Raw genomic sequence first — 19,054 nt, 5'->3', positions numbered from 1 at the left:
CTTACTGTCCCCCGCGCTGTTTATCAGGCTGTGATGGCACCGTCTGGCGCACAAATTCGTCCCAACTCATGCCATTCACGCGTTTGTTCATGATTTGTGTATCACGGCCTTTGACTTCAAAGGCATACACTTTGAGTCCAGCCAACGCCGGTGTCGCCTGAGTCGAAGCGGCAGTGGCGCTTTGTTGATTAGGCGCGGTTGAGGCTGGCGTCACTGGTGCAGCTCCCCCGTCTTTCCCTGCTGGTGAGGCGGTGGCAACCTCTGCCGCTGGCGCAGGCATCGGAACCGCTGGAGGGGCCGCAGCATTTCCGCCAGAACGCGACTGCGGTGGGTGTAATTCGAGTTGTTTGAACTGGATACCGGAGAACTCGGTCCCGGCAAATACAGCCTGATGAGAGAGCAAATCCAGATAGGCTGGAATATCTTCGGACTGTAACGCTTGCCCGGCAAGCGTCAAGTGCTCGACGGCAGGCTCAACTTTAAACCCAGTTAACCAGACGCCAGGTTGCTGTTGCCCGGTAAAGGCACGCATGTAATCGACCAGTTGTGCCGATTGTTCTGAAATGGACTGTTGGAAAATAGCCAGAATCTGGGTCTGCATCTCGAGTTGTGCTTTGAGCGTTTTTAACTCCGCCTCAAGCTTGCTGTTATCGATAGGTTTCGCCTTTTGCGAAAACTCCTCGACTTTTTTCTGCAGGTTTTCATACTGCGCAACGGCTTGGTTACGCTGCACTTGCAATTGCTCGTTTTCAGCAGCGAGCCCGGTATAAAAGTAATACATTACCACCGCGGCCAGCACATAGACTGCAGCCACCATCGGCAGACTAAACCACTCCTTGGCTTTGACGCCACCGCCTTCATACAGGTTAATCTGCTGACTCATACGACTGCCTCCTGACGCAAGGCTGCGCCTAAAGCAGGCATGAGCATTGCCTGTTTCTCCATGCTGGAAAAGTCTTGGTTGGCAGGTAGCTCGACAATATCTTCGAGGTTAAATACATTGACGGGGACATAGAGGCTGGAACTCAAGCCACTCACCAGATAATCACGGTGCACGACGGGTGCCACCACCATACGGTTCAAGCTCAAGAAAGGAAACTGGCGGTCAAAGCTATCCAGCGAGCGTTGCAACTCAAGCACCAATTTATCAAAATTAGTCCTGAATATTTCATCCCTGTCGTTCAAAAAGTCGCGGTCAAGCTCGATCAACCGGGTATGGTACAACTCGCCTTTTGCTGTAAACGTAATCAGGCAGCCGCGTGGCAAGATACTCACCATCACCAGCGCACGGTCTTCATGCTCCAGCAAATGGGCAATGTTGCGCTGTGCCAGTGCGTGTACATCTATTGAACGCAAGTTGAATCCGGCATTTACCAAGTGGTTACCCGCCCCGGTCACGGTGGCTTTTTTGGCACAAATCGCCAGCATCAGCGCTTGGCGGTTAGCCACAGAAGGATCCGAAGGCAGATCAACTCCATCCACCACCGCTTGTTCTACCGCATAATCAAGTAGCCCCTTGAGCTTCCAGCGCAACGCTGGTTTCACTTCATCATCGGGCAAATTGGGCTTGTCAATTTGCACGATGTTGTACTGGTCCACATTGAGTACCAGATTGCACGGTAAAGACTTCAGGTCATTTTTGGTCACAAAGTGACGTAATGTGGACGTGGCATCCATCGGTATTTGCTCAACTGTCGCAAATGAAACAACGGGCTTGGCCCCTTCCGCAGGCGGCGTCAAGGCAACAGTACTCACATGCATGTCGGTAAAACTCACCCCCACCTGCTGCTTGTTCTTTTGTCGTTTAAACCATTGCATATAAAATTGCCAGTCTTTTATAGTCACTTTATTATTTAAAATCAAAGCACAACAGCACTTACTTCAAGCACCATCACAAATTAGTATACACAAAAAAGTTACGTATCAAATCATCTTCTTATGCGCAAAATGACTTAAGTGATCATCCATCACCCCATGGTCAGAAAATAGACCCTGCAGCTACGCCCAATATATGCGAGCAACTTTAGTGCCTGAAAATGGAGATCAAATGCAGGAATAAGACGACAAAACCACCTGATTTAGGTGGTTTTGTATAGGCGAGGACTGATATCAACTAAAAGTTCTCGCGCATGTATATGATAGGTGCCTTATAAATACCAAAGGTGGCACGCGCACTAGGGTCTGCGCCAAACCACCCCCCCAAACCATCTGTCCCGTCAGCGGCGTTAGACTGAACACTACTGGTACAAGTACGATCTCCGTCGGCACTACCAAAATTGAGATCAAGATCTACACTCCCTGTATTGGGTGTTGTGCCCGACACGCCCGGAGCGCTCAAGCGCAAACTCATAACCCCATTATTCATGGCACTGTTCACGCTCAACACGGTTTCACAGGCATTAAGATTGCCTCTGTAGTTTTTCATGGCGATGGTATTCAGTGGAAAGCTGGTGCACGTATCGTCTGAACTGCGGCGATACCCACCGCCACCCCAGTACTGCACTTCAACGGGAACAATCAACGGCAATAACTCAGAGCCATGCGCAGGCGTAATGGCAACTCGTCCATAACGGTAGGTGGCACTTGATAAAGTAATCGTGGCAGGATCGGTTGCAACGCCATCGGAATCCTGTACGCGTGTCGTCACCGAAAAGGTTTGCTCTGCAATAGGGCTTGCAGGACGTGTCACGTTAAATCTTGCGGTCATCGCCGCTTTCCCGCCAGACCACCCCCCCTGTAGCGCAGGACTATGGACACTTTGACTTAATGTCCCACCTACCAGCGGAGGGTTAGTTGAGAAATTAAAGTTTGCCCAAGCACTTGGATTATTGAACTTGGCATAACTGCTGGGTCCCGTGCCTGTGTAATATGTCGTGGTCGCCCCATACCCATTCTGGGCAGTAATGGTAAATGGTATCTCCAAACCAGCTTTGGTGCTGGTATCCTGATTATAGTAGACAAAAGTACTACAAGCTTGCTTGCTCCCCCCTGTCGTGATCACAAACTTATTCGGAATGAATCTGCCAAAAAAACTACTTGCAGCGGTATTGCCAAAATTGCAGCCATATTTCTTGGGGGTACCCGTGCCGGTATTATCAAATCCGCCATTATCACAATCTCCATTAGCTTTATCTACAGCGGTAAAAGTATCGTCATAGACCCCTTGGGCTGCAAATTGAAAAAAGCCAACCTCACTGTACTTAAAACTATCACTGCTACTGGTGCCACTACTGGCCGCAGGAAATTTGTTAGGAGTTATAGGGTCATAGCTAATCTGCCCCATCGTCACTACACCATCATGCTGATAGACTTTTGACGTATCTATAGAAGGGGTTCCGTTATAGCCGCTTTCACCAGTCACAGCTGTTAAGTTAAAACTATCTGTGCCTGCCTTAAGCTTGTAAGTATAGGTCGGCGAGGGGGTAGTAGACGAGAGGCTTGTGTTCGTAGTTGAAACTGTAAAGGACTGCGGCCGAATGGCAAAGTTATCAGAAGAACAACCCGATTTGTTCTGACCGGCGTCACTCACCTGACAACGCACCTTGGTATATGCTTGCTTCACATCTGAGGCGTTGAATGTCACTGTTTTATGCCCGCCATCCGAAGCCATGAAGCTAACAGACTTGGTCGCGATGATGTTCGTACTGCAGGTGTTATTACTATCGGTGACCAAATCAACTTTTAAACCAGACGAATTGTAGCCGTTGGACTGTTCACCATTGGCAAGTACGGCAACCACCTCAACATCAAAAGACTGACCAAGCACCTTGGTGTAGAGTGGGTTACGCTTAGATGAGTCAGCTTTTAGGTTGTTATATTTAATGGGGGCACTTTCCATACACTCAAACGTATTCACACACGCCGTGTTCGTCATGGTAAAACTACAACTTTGCGAATTATTTGCCGTGTTCCAGCACTTGATGCCATTCATCGGCCCTTTGCTGAGGCCCGTCGCTCCAAAGGTATAAGTAGCTGCAGCGCTACCTTGTAAGGTAATGGTGTCAATGGTGCGGTCACTCCCAACGTCGAACTGGGCGTCCGGTGTCACCGTGACGGTTGGAGAGCTGGGAGAAATGGTCAGCGTCCCCGTAAGGCTACCTGAATTGATTAACTGGTTATCCGGACAAGGCATGGTAGAAACCAAACAAGCCATGACCTGAATATCGACCGGACATAAAGAGGAACTGCCAGGGTGGCGGATTTCCAGATGATCATAATCGGGCACCAGGGTTGAGCCAACCACAAAGTCATAGCTGAATGTGTATGTTCCAGGCGATGTAAAGTCGTATTCAATCGCAGCGCCTGTGTCTGTTAAAGTGGTATTGACTGTATTCCCCAATTGGCCTGTTTTGGCGATCGCACAGGCGACGGAATTGTCATTCGACCAGAATGTTTGGTAATTGCCTACACAATAACGGCCAAATTTCCCATCCCGCTCCCTGAAACTCTCAACCACATCCAGGTTGGCAGGCAAACTTGTACTAGAAGGGCACTGAACATTCGTATTTCCACTTCCTGAAGAGCAGCTACCTGCATAAGGATAAGTCCCGGCGACCTGTTTGCCGTTGGTATCGACGTAACGAACACCACATCCACAGTCAGAGCCACCCAAATAGGTATCCACCACATGATAATAACGCACTGGATTACTGGAGCTGACTGGATACAACAAAGGAATATTAATCGTGACCTTTGCAGTCACAAAGTCATAGGGATAGGTATAACTCCAATCGATAGTGATTTGTGGACCGCCGCCGATATTGTTCGCAGGAACAGTGAACTGCGAACGGGTTGTCTGCGCATTTCCAGCGGATGCGTTAGCTGGCGTCACCGCTGTCATTGCTTGCGCTGTATAGCTTCCTGGCGCGTTGTAGGCAAAGTGATCGGGGCCATAAATAGTATTATTGCCACGAATATAAATCCCGTTATCTAACCGACTATTAGCTGGCGTTCGATCAGGTTGATAAAGCTGGCCGCTACTATTGAGCCTTTGCACTTGAATTTGGGAGTTATCATTGATGAAGATTTTCAACCCATTTGAAGAGTCAGAACCGCCGTTGGCGTTTAAAGTAACGGTTGCCGCTTTTGTCGCTTCAGCAGAAAACAAGCTGACCAGACACAAAAGCCATATCACTGTTGCATGCTTCCATCTAAACACGGTCATTTTCCTCTAACTACACTCTTCTGTACCCATCAGGCAACGACTCAAGCTCACTGTGACTTTGCGCTCAATATAATCAAGCGCGCCAGCCACCCCTTTTGAGGCGGTCGCGGTAATGGTATACATGCCGATATTCTGTGTCCCTGCCCGGTCTTGCGGCATCGGGTTTGTTTGATTACATGTCAATGCAATGTTAAAGCCATTAATCGTAAACGGATCAGGCGGCGTGGGGCAAGATTTCATTGTGGTCGTCCCCGGCGCAATCACCTGATAAGCCGCCCACTCCACACCAGCCTTGGCCGCCAGGTAAGCTTGCGCCCCTTGCACATCCTGTATTGTGCCTTGGTTGGCCAACAATGACAGCCGCATGGAATAGCCTACCAGCGAGGCCAATATCACCATTAAGAAGATTGCCACAGGCAGCATAAATCCTTTTATGCGATGAAGCGTATTTTTCATGGCGAATTCACCACATTAATCAGGTTAACCAGGTGCACAACGCCACCATTTTTCGTGAGCTCAAGCTGTGCTGTCACCACGCCGCTATGCTGCATGACACCTTCTGTATAAGTAAAACTGCATCCGGTGACATCTTGCGCCACGATACTTGGGGTGAGTCCGGCAAAGTTTGATGGATGTGCAGAGGGAATCGCGTAATTGGAATACATCAATAGGCGGCGGTTGGCTAAATCGCATACATAGAACACGGCCCCGTTCACCACATAAAAACGGCTCCCTGGAGAAGGCAATGGAAAGGCGGAACCGCTAAATGTAAGCGTGCTGAGATTAGTGCCTGTGCTGGTTAGGGAGCGAATCGTATCACCTGCATACACATCCGCCGCTAGAATGCCAAGGTTATAAATGACTAACTGGTCACCCGCAACCACTGAAGGCACAGGGTCGCCAAGTACGTTAAAAGTGTCATTCGCACTGACAAAATCCAGCGTATCCTGCTGGTAGCGGCCACCAGCTTTGATCGGCACAAATTCTACATAGGAATTATCCCCGGCCACCCAGACACTATTGGGCAAAGCGTTGCGGATATCGCGTGACATGCGGCGCAATGAGATATCGGCGCGATCGGCGAGCTCATAATAAGCCTCGGAATTCACATAAGCTAAAACGGAATTTTTGATAAAGGTGACAGAAATGCCACCCAGAATTGCCATCACCACAATAACAATGACCAACTCCACCAAGGTGAAGCCTGAGACAGCAGATTTGGGCTGGTTAAATTCTCGGCGCATAACGAACCCTGTATCCAGTCAGCCGGATGGTAGTATCGGCGGGGCCTGTCACCGTAATCACAATCTGTAACACCGCATCTGCTGGCAGCGCAGCAAAAGCGCCGCTCCCACCCGCCTGAGTAATGGCAACGGATGCCGCGTAAGGATTTAAGCCCGGTAACGCCGTCGCGTTACCAATGCGGCAAATCCCGGCACAGCCACTGCCAGGCATGGCAAAACCGCCATAATCAGCCACATTATCAAATGGATCGGTGGCACTGTAACGGCTCTCTGTAGAGGGTGTGGGGCCATTTAAGGTCGCATTTTGTGGATTGGTACAATCGCCATAACTCGTTGCTGTAGAGGCATTCGGGTCATCCGGGTCACAGAATGTAAAAGGCATCTGCTGGACTTCTTGCATCAGCGACTCAGCAATGGCGATTGCCTGCTTGCGCGCTAGCGGATCAGCAGAATGTCGCCCCATAAAAGACAGCGCACCGATAACACCCGCGATGGCTGTGGTGACAATCACCATAAACACCACCATCTCTACCAATGAAAAACCCGCTTGCAAGCGCATGCACGGTTTGCCTGGTTGTCTGTAAGAGTGATGTTTGTTGTGATGCATTGTTATTATCCAGTCTGGAAGTACTGGTGAACTAATCAGTGTATATATCCAGTATCTGCCTCGACAGTCACGGTCACCGACTGCACATTGTTTTTTCTATTGGTCGCTTGATAACTCACCGTTGAGTTCGGGACTGCACGACCAAGCGAATCAAACCCAAGACTGGCATTGTCCGAAGTGATATCCACATTTTTACTGCTTGTGAACACGTATGCAGCAGTCGTCTCAGGATTGATCACTGCCTGATTGCAGGCGGTATCAAAACATAAGCTGACCGTATCTGGTATCGCATTATTATGAATCACATACACATTCCGACGCTGGGCAATCGCCGTTTTTTGCGCATAGCGTAATGTAGATGAAAGTAAACCCGCGTCACCGCGGGTTTCGAAGATGTCACCATTGACAAATCTGGGTGCAGCTACCGCCGCCAGTATTCCCATAATTGAAATCACAACCACTAGCTCGACAATAGTAAATCCCTTCATGCCAAAGTCTAGTCTTGTTAACACGCATTACCTAAAGTCGCCAAACCAGTAGATGGGTTGTAAGTGATTGTACAAGTGCCTTTTGTATAAGTAGCGTTATCAGCACCAGTTCCCGCATTAAATGTAAAACCTGCTCGATCTTGAATAGCAGCATCAATGCCAGCAGCGGTAGAAACTGGCCATCCTGTGGTATTACTTACTGTGACGGAAGAACTATCCATTTGTACGCTTGTACCTGATGCGCCACCTGCCATCCAAGCCGCCTTTGCCAAACTTGCAGCTGATGAGAGCGCTCCAGCTAATCCTTGCGCTGCTGCCTTTTGCGCATTTGCTTGAACATTGATAAATCTTGGCAATGCTGTTGCTGCCAAAATACCAAGAACCGCGATCACAACCACCAATTCAACTAATGTAAAACCAGCTTGTTTTTTCATCACTCAAACTCCTAATCAAAATGCCCTGCCGTTCTTATCACAGTGGCAGGTTAACACTGCGTTAAATTTTTATTAGCAAATACTATGCCAGACAATTTTGGTCCATTCTCTTGAAAACTGCAGAGAAGCTCAAATCACCCACCTTTGAGCATTACTGAACTCATATCCCAAATAGGTAAAAATACCCCCAATGCAAGTATCAGAACAAGCACACCCAGAAATACAATCAAAATAGGTTCAATCTGCGCACCCAGAGTTTTCACATCGTACTCAACATCTGCCTGATACATATCTGCAACTTCTTGCATAAGCGTATCTAATGAACCAGACTCCTCACCCACCGCAATCATTTGTAAGACAAGTGAATTAAAAACTCCAGTTTGCGTGGCTGTTCTGAGTATGGTTTCACCACGCTCAATACCGGCAGACATGCTTAAAATTTTTGCTGAAATATAGTCATTTTCGACGGTTTGTGACACCAGCCTTAACGCTGACAGAATGGGTAAACCACTGCGAGTAGACAACGCAAAACTACGCGCAAAACGCGCCATGGTGCCTTTAAAAATAATCTTACCGGCAATCGGGATACGCATTTTGATCCGATCCCAGTTTGACCGGCCACTTGTCGTTTTAACATACGTTTTAAATGACCAGCCTGCCGCGGCAATGATGCCGATCAGCACAAACCAGTAATTGCGCATGAAGTTTGAAAATGCAATCAGCATTTTGGTGATAAATGGCAAATCGGCATGCATGCTGGCAAACACTTTTTCAAACTGCGGGATCACCATAACGTTAATCACCACAATCGCAATTGCCATTGCAGTGAGTACAAACATGGGATATTGCAAAGCCGATTTGATTTGCCCACGCATAAAGCGGTCAAACTCGATATGCTCAGACAGGCGCAGAAAAATATTATCCAAATTACCCGTCGTCTCGCCGACCCGAATCATACTGATATAAAAACTATCGAAGACTTTTGGATGCTCAGTCATCGCCACTGACAATTCACGGCCTGAGTCCAGGCCCACGCGCAGTTGACCCACCACTTGCGCCAGCTTGGGGTTGCCTACTGAGCTTTGAATGCCAGAGAGGGCGCGCATAATTGGGATACCAGCTTTAAGCAGCGTATACATTTGTTTGCTGAAAATCATCACCTCAAGACTGGTAATTTTTTCTTCAAACAGGTTAATCGCCACCGCGCCTGCTTTTTTCGGCTTAATCTCAACCGGGGTAATTCTGGTGCCAATTAAAGCAGCGCCCAACGCATCAGCATCCGCGGCTTCCTGCACGCCGGTTACCATCATGCCATCTTCGGTACGCCCCTTGTATTCAAATAATGGCATAGACGTTATTCTTCAAACTGGTTATCGACACGCATGATTTCTTCAAGCGTGGTTTTACCTTCAACCGCCAGTTGCAAGGATTGGTCGCGCAGGGTTTTACCTTTGAGGCGTTCACGCGCTTTTTTGATAAAGATATTGGTGTCTGGCATGTTGGCAGCCATTGCCAGTTCATCCGTCATCTCAAGAAATTCATACAAGCCCACACGGCCCAGATAGCCCGTACGGTTGCAGTGTTGGCAGCCTTTGCCATGGCGGAAATTGGTCGTCACATTTCCTTCTGGCAATACCTGACTCAGCCACACCGACTCATTCTCAGTAGGCGTGTGCTCGACAGCGCAATGCGGACAAACCAGCCTAACCAGCCGCTGCGCCATCACACCCAGCAAAGACATCGCCACCATAAAGCGCGGCACCCCCATGTCAATCAACCTTACAGGCGCAGTAGACGCGTCATTAGTGTGCAAGGTAGAAAGCACCAGGTGACCCGTCATAGAAGCACGCAGACCGGTTTGCGCAGTTTCCTCATCCCGCATCTCGCCGACCAGCACAATGTCGGGGTCTTGCCGCAAAATCGCGCGTAATAACTTGGGAAAATCCAACTCGATTTTTTCGTTAACCTGCGTCTGAATAATCCCAGGCAGACGGTATTCGACAGGGTCTTCCACCGTAATGACTTTGGTCTCGGGAGTATTAAGCTCACTCAATGCTGAGTACAAGGTGGTTGTTTTACCACTGCCGGTAGGCCCGGTGACCAACACCATGCCACTGGGGCGGTTAATCATTTTTCTAAAACGGGCGAGCAAAGCGGGCGGCATGCCCAATTTATCCAGCTGGAAGTGCGCAGTGTTTTGAATCAGCAGACGCATGACCACCGTTTCACCATACTGTGTTGGCATGGTGGAAATACGCATATCAACGGCTTTACCTTTGACCGAGAAGCCAAAACGGCCATCTTGTGGCAACCGTTTTTCAGAGATATCCAAGCCAGCCATGATCTTAAGCCGCATGACCAGTGCAGTCGCAATCTTGATATCGGCCTGGGTTTGAAAATGCATGACACCATCGATCCTGAAGCGGATCAACAGTTTGTTATCTTGTGGCTCGATGTGCACGTCTGAAGCGCGCACTTGCACCGCATCTTCAAAGATCGTCTGCAACAGCTTGACCACAGGGGCATCATCTACACCCAGGTCTACGCCCATCATGCTTGAGATATCGGCATTGCTGTCGGCCAGGTCCTCTTGCAACTCAAGCGCCAGTGAAGAAATCTGTTCGGTTTGGCGATAGGAGCGGTCTATGGTCTGCATGAGCAGACTCTCTTGCACCACGACAATATCGATGTCCCGGCGGAGTAACCTGATTAGCTCGTCATAAGCATAAACATCTGAGGGATCCACCATCGCCACCAGAAAACTGTCAGGACGTTCTTCGAGCAAAATAGCCCTAAAGCGGCGTGCTTGAACCTCGGGGAGTTTTTGAACCTGCTTGGTATCCAGCTCATACTGGCCAAGGTCGAGAAAAGGGATATTGAGCTGATGAGCAACAGCTTCGGCAATTTGCCGCTCGTTGGCATACCCTTTTTCAGCAATCACACGCCCCAGGCGGCGGCCAGTCTTGCGCTGTTCTTCCAGCGCCTGATCCAACTCAGCTTGGGTCATGAAATTCTGTCTGACCAGAATTTCACCTAATCTAATTTTCTCGGGACGAGCCATGGCGTTGTAATTATTTATCTTGATAGACTTTCTCGACTATCATATCACCGTCACATTACCCTTGCGCAAGCAAACAAGCAGCCAAACATGTTTCATATCGTGCTTTTCGAACCAGAAATTCCGCCAAACACTGGCAATATCATCCGCTTATGTGCCAATGCCGGTGCCAAACTGCATTTGGTCAAACCGCTGGGCTTTGAGCTTTCAGACAAACACTTAAAACGGGCCGGCTTGGATTATCACGAGTATGCAGAACTCACGGTCTATGAAAACTGGGCAGAATGCCTGCAGGCCTTAAACGGCAAACGGATGTTTGCTTTAACAACCAAAGGCAGTACGCGCCATACAGATTTGCAGTTTAAAGATGAAGATGTATTTGTATTTGGTCCAGAATCACGCGGCTTACCCGAAGAAATCCGCGCCCAATTTGCCGCTGAGCATAGAGTGAGGTTACCAATGCTGCCACATAGCCGCAGCCTCAATCTATCCAATTCGGCGGCAATTTTGCTTTATGAAGCCTGGCGGCAAGTGGGCTTTACCGGCGGCGTGTAAATCAGCCTCTAAAACCAATAGACAAAAAAAGCCCCGATTAAGGGGTAAATCGGGGCAACAGGCCTCATCGTAAAGGCTTCCGCTCAGGGAGGAAAGAAGCGGAAAGATGACTCATCATCATCGTACTTGTATGAGTATGCGCGGCTTTGAAAAGTTCCAGCAAAATATGAACGGCGCCTTTTACCTCACAGAATGGCATGCTTAGACTGCGCCATCTCCCAGCATCATGCGATAATAACGCTATGTATTCTGAAAACAACTTGCTCCAAGGCCTTAACGATAAACAACTGCAAGCGGTCACCCTGCCGCATGTTTCTGCACTGATTTTGGCGGGCGCCGGCAGTGGTAAAACGCGTGTACTAACTACCCGGATTGCCTGGTTGATTCAAACCGGTCAAACCTCTCCGATGGGCTTGATGGCGGTGACCTTTACCAACAAGGCTGCCAAGGAAATGCTGACGCGCTTGACCAGCATGTTACCGATTAATACCCGTGGCATGTGGGCTGGCACGTTTCACGGCTTGTGTAACCGCATGTTACGCGCCCATTACCGTGAAGCAGGCTTGCCGAATACCTTTCAGATTTTAGATACCGCCGACCAACTTTCTGCCATCAAACGCGTGATGAAAGCGATGAATGTGGATGATGAAAAGTATCCACCTAAGCAAGTGATGGGCTACATCAACAGCTGCAAAGAAGAAGGTTTGCGCGCAGAGACCGTGGATGCCTACGACGGGCATAGCCAGAAATTACGCGAGATTTATGCGGCTTATGACCAGCAATGCAACCGCGAAGGCGTGGCTGATTTTGCCGAGTTGTTGCTACGCTGCTATGAGCTGCTAGAGCGAGAACCGCATATCCGCGCACATTACCAGCAACGCTTTCAATATATTCTGGTCGATGAGTTTCAGGACACCAATCGCCTGCAATACTTGTGGTTAAAACTGTTAGGCGGCGCGCATAACAGTATTTTTGCTGTTGGGGATGACGACCAGAGCATTTACGCCTTCCGCGGCGCACGCGTTGGCAATATGAATGATTTCCAGCGTGACTTCAACGTGCAGAATATCGTCAAGCTCGAGGAAAACTACCGTTCGCACAGCAATATTCTCGATGCCGCCAATGCCATCATTGCCAATAACCGCAACCGTCTGGGTAAGAACCTGTGGACCTCGGCAGGCAAAGGCGAGCCGATTCGTATTTATGAGGCTTATAACGATACTGACGAAGCGCAATTCATTGTCGATGAAGTCAATATGCTGCAAAAAGAAGGGGTGCCTTTGGGCGAGATGGCCCTGCTCTACCGCAGTAATGCGCAGTCACGCATTCTTGAACACACACTGTTTTCAGCCAATATCCCCTATCGGGTTTATGGCGGCCTGCGCTTTTTTGAACGCGCGGAAGTCAAACATGCCTTGGCCTACATGCGCTTGATTGCGAATGCCAATGACGACACTGCCCTGCTGCGCATTATTAACTTCCCGCCCCGCGGCATCGGCGCACGCGGCCTGGAGCAATTGCAAGAAGCTGCCCGCCAGAACGAATGTAGCCTGTGGCAAGCGGCAACGAATAAAGTCGGTGAAGGCAAACTCGGTAGCAAAGGCCTGGATGGGTTTGTTGCCTTGATCCGGCAAATGGTTGACCAAGGCTACGGCATCACCCTGGGTGAGATGGCAGAAATGGTCATCAACCTGAGTGGCCTGATGGCGCATTACCAAGCCGACAAAGAGGGCGAAGACCGCATTGAAAACTTGCAAGAACTGGTAACTGCTGCTGTCGCCTTCAGCAAACAGGACTTAGGCAACCACCACAATATGGAAGAAGATGCCGACCTGCTGACCCAGTTCCTGAACCACGCCAGCCTCGAAGCCGGTGACCACCAGGCCGACGTTGGCCATGAGGCGCTGCAACTGATGACCGTGCATGCGGCCAAAGGCCTGGAGTTTCAAAGTGTGTTTATCAGCGGTGTTGAAGAAGGCCTGTTCCCACACGAACAGGCGGCCTACGAAAATGGCGGCCTCGAAGAAGAGCGGCGGCTGATGTACGTCGCCGTCACACGCGCCCGCCAGCGCTTGTACCTGACCTATGCCCAAAGCCGCATGCTGCATGGGCAAGTCCGTTATGGCATTCCCTCGCGTTTTGTCGATGAAATCCCGGCCGACCTTACCAAACGTTTGAATAGCAAACCAGTCGCCAAACCTTACGCTGCCGGCGGTCAATACGCCATGCCAGCCGCGCAACCAGCCAGCGCGCAAGCCAATTATCCGTTTAAGATTGGTCAAAGTGTGCGTCACAGCAAGTTTGGCGAAGGCGTGGTAGTCAGCTATGAAGGTAATGCCAGTGATCTGGCCGTCAAAGTGAATTTTGGCAGTGCCGGCCTGAAAACGCTCATGTTGGAATACGCCAAGCTGGAAAAAATCTGAAGGAATATCTGCGCTTGACCAAAGCAATCCCACAGGTAAAGCCAGCGGTTTTCAAGGTTTAGTGCCATGGACTGGGCGGCCATACACAGATGGTCCCTGGCATCTTCCCGCCTCTAGCCAGAACACATCGTCATAAATATTTCATCCAATCTTGACATTTCCTTGGTCAAGAATCTGCAGGGATCGTCGATACTGCTAGCATGATTTATGCTGCCCCCAATGCCGAAGTTGACGCCATCCTGGCACAGAAAAACTTGTTGCCATTGTTTCAACCGATTATTGACATCAAGCAAGCCCAGGTCTTTGCCCATGAGGCCCTGATTCGCGGGCCACTTGAGTCCAAGCTACACTCACCGATTGCATTATTGAATGCAGCCAGTGTCTGTGGGCGCGAGATGGAGATGGAGTCCCTGGCGCGCGATGTGATTTTTGCAGAATACCGCCGCGCCAGCCATGCGATGCCACTGTTTGTGAACTTTAGCCCGGACGCATTGCTACTTAGCGATGGCGATTGGTGTTTTGGCCTCGCACAGCTAGAAAAATATCAGCTGGCGGCCAGTGATATTGTCATCGAAATCACCGAGAGCTCGACCATCCGTGACTACGCCGAACTCAAGGAAGCAGTCACCAAACTCAAGGCGCTCGGGTTTAAAATCGCGCTGGATGATCTGGGAGAAGGGACCTCAAGCTTGCGGCTGTGGTCAGAACTGTCACCGCATTACGTCAAAATCGACAAGCACTTTATTGCCAATATCCACAACGATCCGATCAAGCTGGAGTTTGTGCGGGGCATCCAAAAAATTGCGGCGGAATCGAATACGCTAACCATTGCCGAGGGCATAGAAACCAAAGATGAACTGGCCGTCATCAAAGACTTGAAGATAGACTTTGCCCAAGGCTACCTGCTGGGTCGGCCGTTCCCTAAATTCCAATCGACGCTGACTGAAGAAGTCAGTCACCTGCTCAATAAAAACATTATTCGTTTGTTTGCTGACCAGCAAACCATGGTTTCCAAGCAGGCAACCGTTTCCGGGTTAACCAGCTATCAGGTGGCGGCCTTGCCAGAAATGACCAATGAAGAAGTCTATGACTGGTTTCATCACGATAGCAGCTTAAACTCGATCCCAGTCACTGACCATAAAGGCAAGCCGCTGGGGCTGATCAGCCGTTATGACACCATAGACCGCTTTGCGCGGCGTTATCAAAAAGAGTTGCATGGCAAAAAATCTTGCACAACCTTTATGGACACACAGTGCCTGATTGTCCAAAAAGACATGAACATCCTGGCCTTGAGCGAGTTGATCCTGCAAGCGGATCCCAAGTATTTATTGAACGGTTTTATGATTGCCGACGGCGAGCGTTATGTGGGCATGGGCAGCGGCCATGCTCTGTTGCGCGAAGTAACCAATATGCAGATCCATGCCGCACGCTATGCCAACCCACTCACCCTGCTACCGGGCAATGTGCCGATTAATGCGCATATCGACAAGTTGCTGGAGCGGCGGATTGATTTTGTCGCATGCTATTGCGACCTGGATCATTTCAAGCCATTTAATGATGCTTATGGTTACCGTCGTGGCGATGAAGTGATCCAGTTTGTCGGACGCATGCTCAGTGGCATGGTAAATCCTGAACATGACTTTGTCGGCCATATTGGTGGAGATGACTTTGTGATTGTGTTTCAGAACGAGGACTGGGAAAGAGTTTGCCGCGATATCCTGGATACCGTCGGCAAGGTCATGCCGGATTTTTATGACCTCAAGGATGTGCAATCCGGCGGCATCCATATTGAAGACCGCTTGGGTAATGAACATTTTTTCCCATTTGGCAGCTTATCCATCGGTGCAGTCAGGGTCAGCGCAGAATTGTTCGCCAGCCATCACGAAGTAGCTGGCGCCATGAGCCATGCCAAAAAACAGGCCAAGAAGATTGCTGGCAACAGCCTGTTTACAGAGCGACGCAAACAGGCTGTATCGATGGTGATGAGCAAACGCGCTTAAAGACTCACGGATTGCTCGCGCAGACACTTAATTCCGCGCATCCTTAATATGGATTGACTAGAATGATGGGTTAACTTGCGGCGCCGCGCGGAACACATCTTTATAGCTGATATATTGGAATGCAAACATCAAGGCATTGATGACCAGCAAGGCAATAAAAACCAACAGCGGCATGAGTAACTGCGACACCATGGGAATCAACACGCCTAAAATGCCAATCACCAGGCCCAGGCCCAGCATGACAACCAGCATGCCCAGGGTCATCACCAACCAGGACACGCCCATAGGTACGGTATATTGCAGCATACCAGCAATGCTGGATTTGATTGCTTTGACCAGCGGGTAGCCATTCAGGGCGATCAGCATCGGCGAAAACCAGGTCGCAATAAACAAAGGCAGTAACAGCAACAGCACTTTAACCATGAATGACAGCGTATTTTCAAGAAACTTGGTCATGTGTGAGTCGCTCATGCCGGCTTTGGTTGGCGCATGAGAGATCAGGTAAGCAAGTTCGCTGCTAAGCAGATAGGTCGCCAGCACGGCATAAATCAGGCAGCTGGCCCCGAGTAACAACAAGGGCTTCATGTTGTGTTTGAGTTGTTGCCAGGCCGCGCTGGGCGACATCTCCCCGTGCATATCCACCTGGCGGTAGAGCATCACGATCCAGGCCATACAGACCGGCCAGATCACCACACTCACCATGCCCAGAAAGCCCAGCAACGGTAAGGATGGCAACACCATGAAAATCACGATGTACGCCAGTGAGCATAACATCCATATGTGTGGCTGCGTTTTAAATAACGCCAGGCTTTCTTTCACCCAGCGCATGCCGCGCTGGCTCTTTGTTTCTGTCATGTGACTCCCTTTTTTATGGCGTGACCAGGCGGTATTAGGTCAGCGCTTTACGATTCAGCAATACCCGCTCGAAATGTGCCGGGTCTTTGGCATGGGTCAACTCCCCTGCCACAGGATAGTAAAAATCATACAGGCGTGATAGCCAGAAGCGCAAGGCAGCGCGGCGCAACAGTGCCGGCCAGAAAGATTTTTCCTCTGCAGTAAACGGGCGGACGGCATGATACGCGTTCATGAATACAGCCAGTTTATCGTCAACAAAGGCACCATTGGCATCCACGCACCACTCATTCACGGCAATGGCGACATCGTAGGCCAACACATCGTGGCAGGCATAGTAAAAATCAATAAACCCGCCCAGTACATTCCCGTCAAACAGCACATTATCGCGGAACAAATCGCCGTGAATCACGCCGTGCGGCAGGCCGGACAAATCCAGGCCATGCTGGAACTCCAACTCTTCTTGGAGTAAATGTTGCTGCACCGGCGCTAGCTTGGGCATGACTTGCTGGGCAGTCATGACGCGCCAGCCCTGGCCGCGCTGATTGTGTGACTGCTCATGAAACGCCATCCCGGCCAGATGCATGCGTGCCAAAGTTTGCGCGACCGCCTCAATCTGGGCCAGGTTAGGCTGGCTGACATCACTGCCACGCAGGCAACTCACCATCAGGGCAGGTTTGCCATGAATCCGGTGCAACGCCACGCCAGCCCTATCCGTAATCGGGCTGGGGCATTGAATGCCATGCTGCGATAAATGCGCCATTAAATGGACAAAATAAGGCAATTCGTCAAAATCGTTTTTTTCGAATACCGTCAGCACAAAGCGCGACTGGCTGGTTTCGACAAAATAATTGGTGTTGGTAATGCCGGCGGCGATGCCACGCAACGTTTGCAGCTCGCCAACATTAAAAGGCGCCAACCATAGGCGCACTTCATCCAGGCTCAGAGTGGTAAAAACAGACATGTAGGTGACAACCCTGCCGTTAAAGGCAGTTCAAAAAACATTAGAAGCGGAAAAGAATCCATTTGGGTACGGAGACGGGGCGTGAAGGACCATCATGCACCCACTCACCGTTGCGGTCTTCACGGTGCAGGTAATACGACTTGCCATTGGGTGGCGTCACTTTCACCATATACACCTCGCCATTGAGGCTGTACTCTTCAACATCGTTCTCGCCATCCTTACGCTTGGAGATGGTCGGCTGGTCAATAGGTTGCCCTTCAATCACCTTGGGCGGGGATGGAATGTCATCCAGCAATTCGGCATCTTTAGGGGCAGCCGCGCTCACCAGCATTGAAAAACTTGCGAGGCACAGTGTAGCCAACACAAAACGGGAAAGATTATGCATGGAAGACTCCTTAGTCAGTGGTTGTTATTCTAGCAAAAACCCATGCAGTGGCGGATATCCGGCGCTGAATAAACTTGTAAAGATGGTGGTTGGGCGCGCGCCTGTGACACTTAGCTGTGACACTTACAGGTACAGCTGCATCTTGCGTTCGGCCGGCGTCAGCTCAAAACCCGTGGTTTCATAATGTTTGAAAATCGCCTCGACAATCTGCGGTGGCTCATCAATCACCTGGATCAGGTCCATATCCGCCGGTGAAGCCATGCCTTCCGCCACCAGCGTATTGCGCAACCAGTCTATCAAGCCACCCCAGAACTGGCTACCCACCAGAATAATCGGGATTTTGCGGCTTTTGCCGGTTTGCACCAGCGTAATCGCTTCCATCAGCTCATCCAGCGTACCAAAGCCCCCCGGCATGACGACAAACGCACTGGCGTATTTGACGAACATGACCTTGCGCATAAAAAAGTATTTAAAACTGATGCCAATGTCCTGATAGGGGTTCCCATGCTGTTCAAACGGCAATTTGATGTTGAGGCCGACACTGGCACCGCGACCAGGAAATGCGCCTTTATTGGCCGCTTCCATAATGCCAGGCCCGCCGCCAGAGATGACGCTAAAACCGGCATCGGATAACAGGCGTGCAATTTCTTCAGTGCGTTGGTAATAGGGATGGTCTGGCTTGGTGCGTGCACTGCCAAAAATGGAGACGGCCGGTGTAATCGCCTTCAGGTTTTCGGTCGCGCCGACAAACTCGGCCATGATTTCAAAGGCATGCCAGGATTCATGGCTGGCACTATCGCCATTGAGCAACTCAGGCTCGACCATGGTTGGCAGCTTGGGGGTGGTCATCATTCAGTCCTTCAACAATCAAAACCAAATT

The 19,054-nt window shown here is 50.0% G+C and carries 17 protein-coding genes; 3 read left to right on the top strand and 14 right to left on the bottom strand.

All coding sequences use genetic code 11. From position 1 onward, the window contains the following. Position 1: 1 nt before the first annotated feature. The 10 genes from ACIDF8_RS01495 to ACIDF8_RS01450 form a co-directional block, all read right to left on the bottom strand. The gene (locus tag ACIDF8_RS01495; protein ID WP_412008856.1) at positions 2 to 883 is read right to left on the bottom strand and encodes a PilN domain-containing protein; all 882 of its coding nucleotides are present in this window, start codon (positions 881 to 883) and stop codon (positions 2 to 4) included. Then, complete coding sequence (locus ACIDF8_RS01490) at positions 880 to 1,818, bottom strand: hypothetical protein (RefSeq protein ID WP_412008855.1); 939 nt, start codon at positions 1,816 to 1,818, stop codon at positions 880 to 882. Before ACIDF8_RS01490 ends, ACIDF8_RS01495 begins: the two co-directional genes overlap by 4 nt. 295 nt (positions 1,819 to 2,113) lie before the next feature. Beyond that, positions 2,114 to 5,164, bottom strand: coding sequence for a DUF6701 domain-containing protein (locus ACIDF8_RS01485; protein WP_412008854.1), 3,051 nt, complete (start codon positions 5,162 to 5,164; stop codon positions 2,114 to 2,116). Positions 5,165 to 5,170: 6 nt separating this feature from the next. Further along, on the bottom strand, positions 5,171 to 5,587 hold the full coding sequence (locus ACIDF8_RS01480) for a hypothetical protein (RefSeq protein ID WP_412008853.1): 417 nt from the start codon (positions 5,585 to 5,587) through the stop codon (positions 5,171 to 5,173). Positions 5,588 to 5,616: 29 nt separating this feature from the next. Continuing rightward, entirely contained in the window at positions 5,617 to 6,408 is a 792-nt protein-coding gene (locus ACIDF8_RS01475; protein WP_412008852.1) for a prepilin-type N-terminal cleavage/methylation domain-containing protein, read from the bottom strand. Continuing rightward, entirely contained in the window at positions 6,392 to 7,015 is a 624-nt protein-coding gene (locus ACIDF8_RS01470; protein ID WP_412008851.1) for a type IV pilus modification PilV family protein, read from the bottom strand. Before ACIDF8_RS01470 ends, ACIDF8_RS01475 begins: the two co-directional genes overlap by 17 nt. 35 nt (positions 7,016 to 7,050) lie before the next feature. Then, a complete protein-coding gene (locus ACIDF8_RS01465) occupies positions 7,051 to 7,527 on the bottom strand; it encodes a pilus assembly FimT family protein (protein ID WP_412008850.1) in 477 nt (158 codons plus the stop codon). After that, complete coding sequence (locus tag ACIDF8_RS01460) at positions 7,521 to 7,937, bottom strand: type II secretion system protein (protein WP_412008849.1); 417 nt, start codon at positions 7,935 to 7,937, stop codon at positions 7,521 to 7,523. Before ACIDF8_RS01460 ends, ACIDF8_RS01465 begins: the two co-directional genes overlap by 7 nt. A 134-nt stretch (positions 7,938 to 8,071) precedes the next feature. Then, positions 8,072 to 9,286 (bottom strand): type II secretion system F family protein, encoded by a 1,215-nt coding sequence (locus tag ACIDF8_RS01455; protein WP_412008848.1) that lies wholly within the window; start codon positions 9,284 to 9,286, stop codon positions 8,072 to 8,074. 5 nt (positions 9,287 to 9,291) lie between these two features. Then, on the bottom strand, positions 9,292 to 10,944 hold the full coding sequence (locus ACIDF8_RS01450) for a GspE/PulE family protein (RefSeq protein WP_412008847.1): 1,653 nt from the start codon (positions 10,942 to 10,944) through the stop codon (positions 9,292 to 9,294). Between the two features lie 141 nt (positions 10,945 to 11,085). Between ACIDF8_RS01450 and trmL the strand changes: the two genes are divergently transcribed. From trmL to ACIDF8_RS01435, 3 genes are all read left to right on the top strand, one after another. Then, positions 11,086 to 11,550: a tRNA (uridine(34)/cytosine(34)/5-carboxymethylaminomethyluridine(34)-2'-O)-methyltransferase TrmL gene (gene trmL, locus ACIDF8_RS01445; RefSeq protein ID WP_412008846.1), complete on the top strand. Its 465-nt coding sequence runs from the start codon at positions 11,086 to 11,088 to the stop codon at positions 11,548 to 11,550. A gap of 242 nt (positions 11,551 to 11,792) precedes the next feature. Beyond that, positions 11,793 to 13,973, top strand: coding sequence for a DNA helicase II (gene uvrD / locus ACIDF8_RS01440; protein WP_412008845.1), 2,181 nt, complete (start codon positions 11,793 to 11,795; stop codon positions 13,971 to 13,973). A gap of 200 nt (positions 13,974 to 14,173) precedes the next feature. Continuing rightward, positions 14,174 to 15,973: a GGDEF domain-containing protein gene (locus tag ACIDF8_RS01435; RefSeq protein WP_412008844.1), complete on the top strand. Its 1,800-nt coding sequence runs from the start codon at positions 14,174 to 14,176 to the stop codon at positions 15,971 to 15,973. A 57-nt stretch (positions 15,974 to 16,030) separates the two neighbouring features. On the opposite strand, the gene ACIDF8_RS01430 is transcribed toward ACIDF8_RS01435, so the two are convergent. The 4 genes from ACIDF8_RS01430 to ACIDF8_RS01415 form a co-directional block, all read right to left on the bottom strand. Further along, a complete protein-coding gene (locus ACIDF8_RS01430; RefSeq protein WP_412008843.1) occupies positions 16,031 to 16,828 on the bottom strand; it encodes a BPSS1780 family membrane protein in 798 nt (265 codons plus the stop codon). 34 nt (positions 16,829 to 16,862) lie between these two features. Next, positions 16,863 to 17,789: a homoserine kinase gene (locus tag ACIDF8_RS01425; protein ID WP_412008842.1), complete on the bottom strand. Its 927-nt coding sequence runs from the start codon at positions 17,787 to 17,789 to the stop codon at positions 16,863 to 16,865. A gap of 40 nt (positions 17,790 to 17,829) precedes the next feature. Continuing rightward, the gene (locus ACIDF8_RS01420; RefSeq protein WP_412008841.1) at positions 17,830 to 18,174 is read right to left on the bottom strand and encodes a DUF2782 domain-containing protein; all 345 of its coding nucleotides are present in this window, start codon (positions 18,172 to 18,174) and stop codon (positions 17,830 to 17,832) included. A gap of 123 nt (positions 18,175 to 18,297) precedes the next feature. Then, positions 18,298 to 19,023: a TIGR00730 family Rossman fold protein gene (locus tag ACIDF8_RS01415; protein ID WP_412009630.1), complete on the bottom strand. Its 726-nt coding sequence runs from the start codon at positions 19,021 to 19,023 to the stop codon at positions 18,298 to 18,300. Between the last annotated feature and the right edge of the window lie 31 nt (positions 19,024 to 19,054).

Source organism: Methylophilus sp. 3sh_L, assembly GCF_046766015.1.
Lineage (GTDB): Bacteria > Pseudomonadota > Gammaproteobacteria > Burkholderiales > Methylophilaceae > Methylophilus.
The sequence above is the reverse complement of the archived record's forward strand: the minus strand, read 5'-3'. Positions and strand labels throughout refer to the sequence as shown.

What these genes read in the sequence shown, in the direction of transcription:
- ACIDF8_RS01495 (WP_412008856.1), bottom strand. Translation starts at nt 883, where the DNA reads ATGAGTCAGCAGATTAACCTGTATGAAGGCGGTGGCGTCAAAGCCAAG.
- ACIDF8_RS01490 (WP_412008855.1), bottom strand. Translation starts at nt 1,818, where the DNA reads ATGCAATGGTTTAAACGACAAAAGAACAAGCAGCAGGTGGGGGTGAGT.
- ACIDF8_RS01485 (WP_412008854.1), bottom strand. Translation starts at nt 5,164, where the DNA reads ATGACCGTGTTTAGATGGAAGCATGCAACAGTGATATGGCTTTTGTGT.
- ACIDF8_RS01480 (WP_412008853.1), bottom strand. Translation starts at nt 5,587, where the DNA reads ATGCTGCCTGTGGCAATCTTCTTAATGGTGATATTGGCCTCGCTGGTA.
- ACIDF8_RS01475 (WP_412008852.1), bottom strand. Translation starts at nt 6,408, where the DNA reads ATGCGCCGAGAATTTAACCAGCCCAAATCTGCTGTCTCAGGCTTCACC.
- ACIDF8_RS01470 (WP_412008851.1), bottom strand. Translation starts at nt 7,015, where the DNA reads ATGCATCACAACAAACATCACTCTTACAGACAACCAGGCAAACCGTGC.
- ACIDF8_RS01460 (WP_412008849.1), bottom strand. Translation starts at nt 7,937, where the DNA reads ATGAAAAAACAAGCTGGTTTTACATTAGTTGAATTGGTGGTTGTGATC.
- ACIDF8_RS01455 (WP_412008848.1), bottom strand. Translation starts at nt 9,286, where the DNA reads ATGCCATTATTTGAATACAAGGGGCGTACCGAAGATGGCATGATGGTA.
- ACIDF8_RS01450 (WP_412008847.1), bottom strand. Translation starts at nt 10,944, where the DNA reads ATGACCCAAGCTGAGTTGGATCAGGCGCTGGAAGAACAGCGCAAGACT.
- trmL (WP_412008846.1), top strand. Translation starts at nt 11,086, where the DNA reads ATGTTTCATATCGTGCTTTTCGAACCAGAAATTCCGCCAAACACTGGC.
- uvrD (WP_412008845.1), top strand. Translation starts at nt 11,793, where the DNA reads ATGTATTCTGAAAACAACTTGCTCCAAGGCCTTAACGATAAACAACTG.
- ACIDF8_RS01435 (WP_412008844.1), top strand. Translation starts at nt 14,174, where the DNA reads ATGATTTATGCTGCCCCCAATGCCGAAGTTGACGCCATCCTGGCACAG.
- ACIDF8_RS01430 (WP_412008843.1), bottom strand. Translation starts at nt 16,828, where the DNA reads ATGACAGAAACAAAGAGCCAGCGCGGCATGCGCTGGGTGAAAGAAAGC.
- ACIDF8_RS01425 (WP_412008842.1), bottom strand. Translation starts at nt 17,789, where the DNA reads ATGTCTGTTTTTACCACTCTGAGCCTGGATGAAGTGCGCCTATGGTTG.
- ACIDF8_RS01420 (WP_412008841.1), bottom strand. Translation starts at nt 18,174, where the DNA reads ATGCATAATCTTTCCCGTTTTGTGTTGGCTACACTGTGCCTCGCAAGT.
- ACIDF8_RS01415 (WP_412009630.1), bottom strand. Translation starts at nt 19,023, where the DNA reads ATGACCACCCCCAAGCTGCCAACCATGGTCGAGCCTGAGTTGCTCAAT.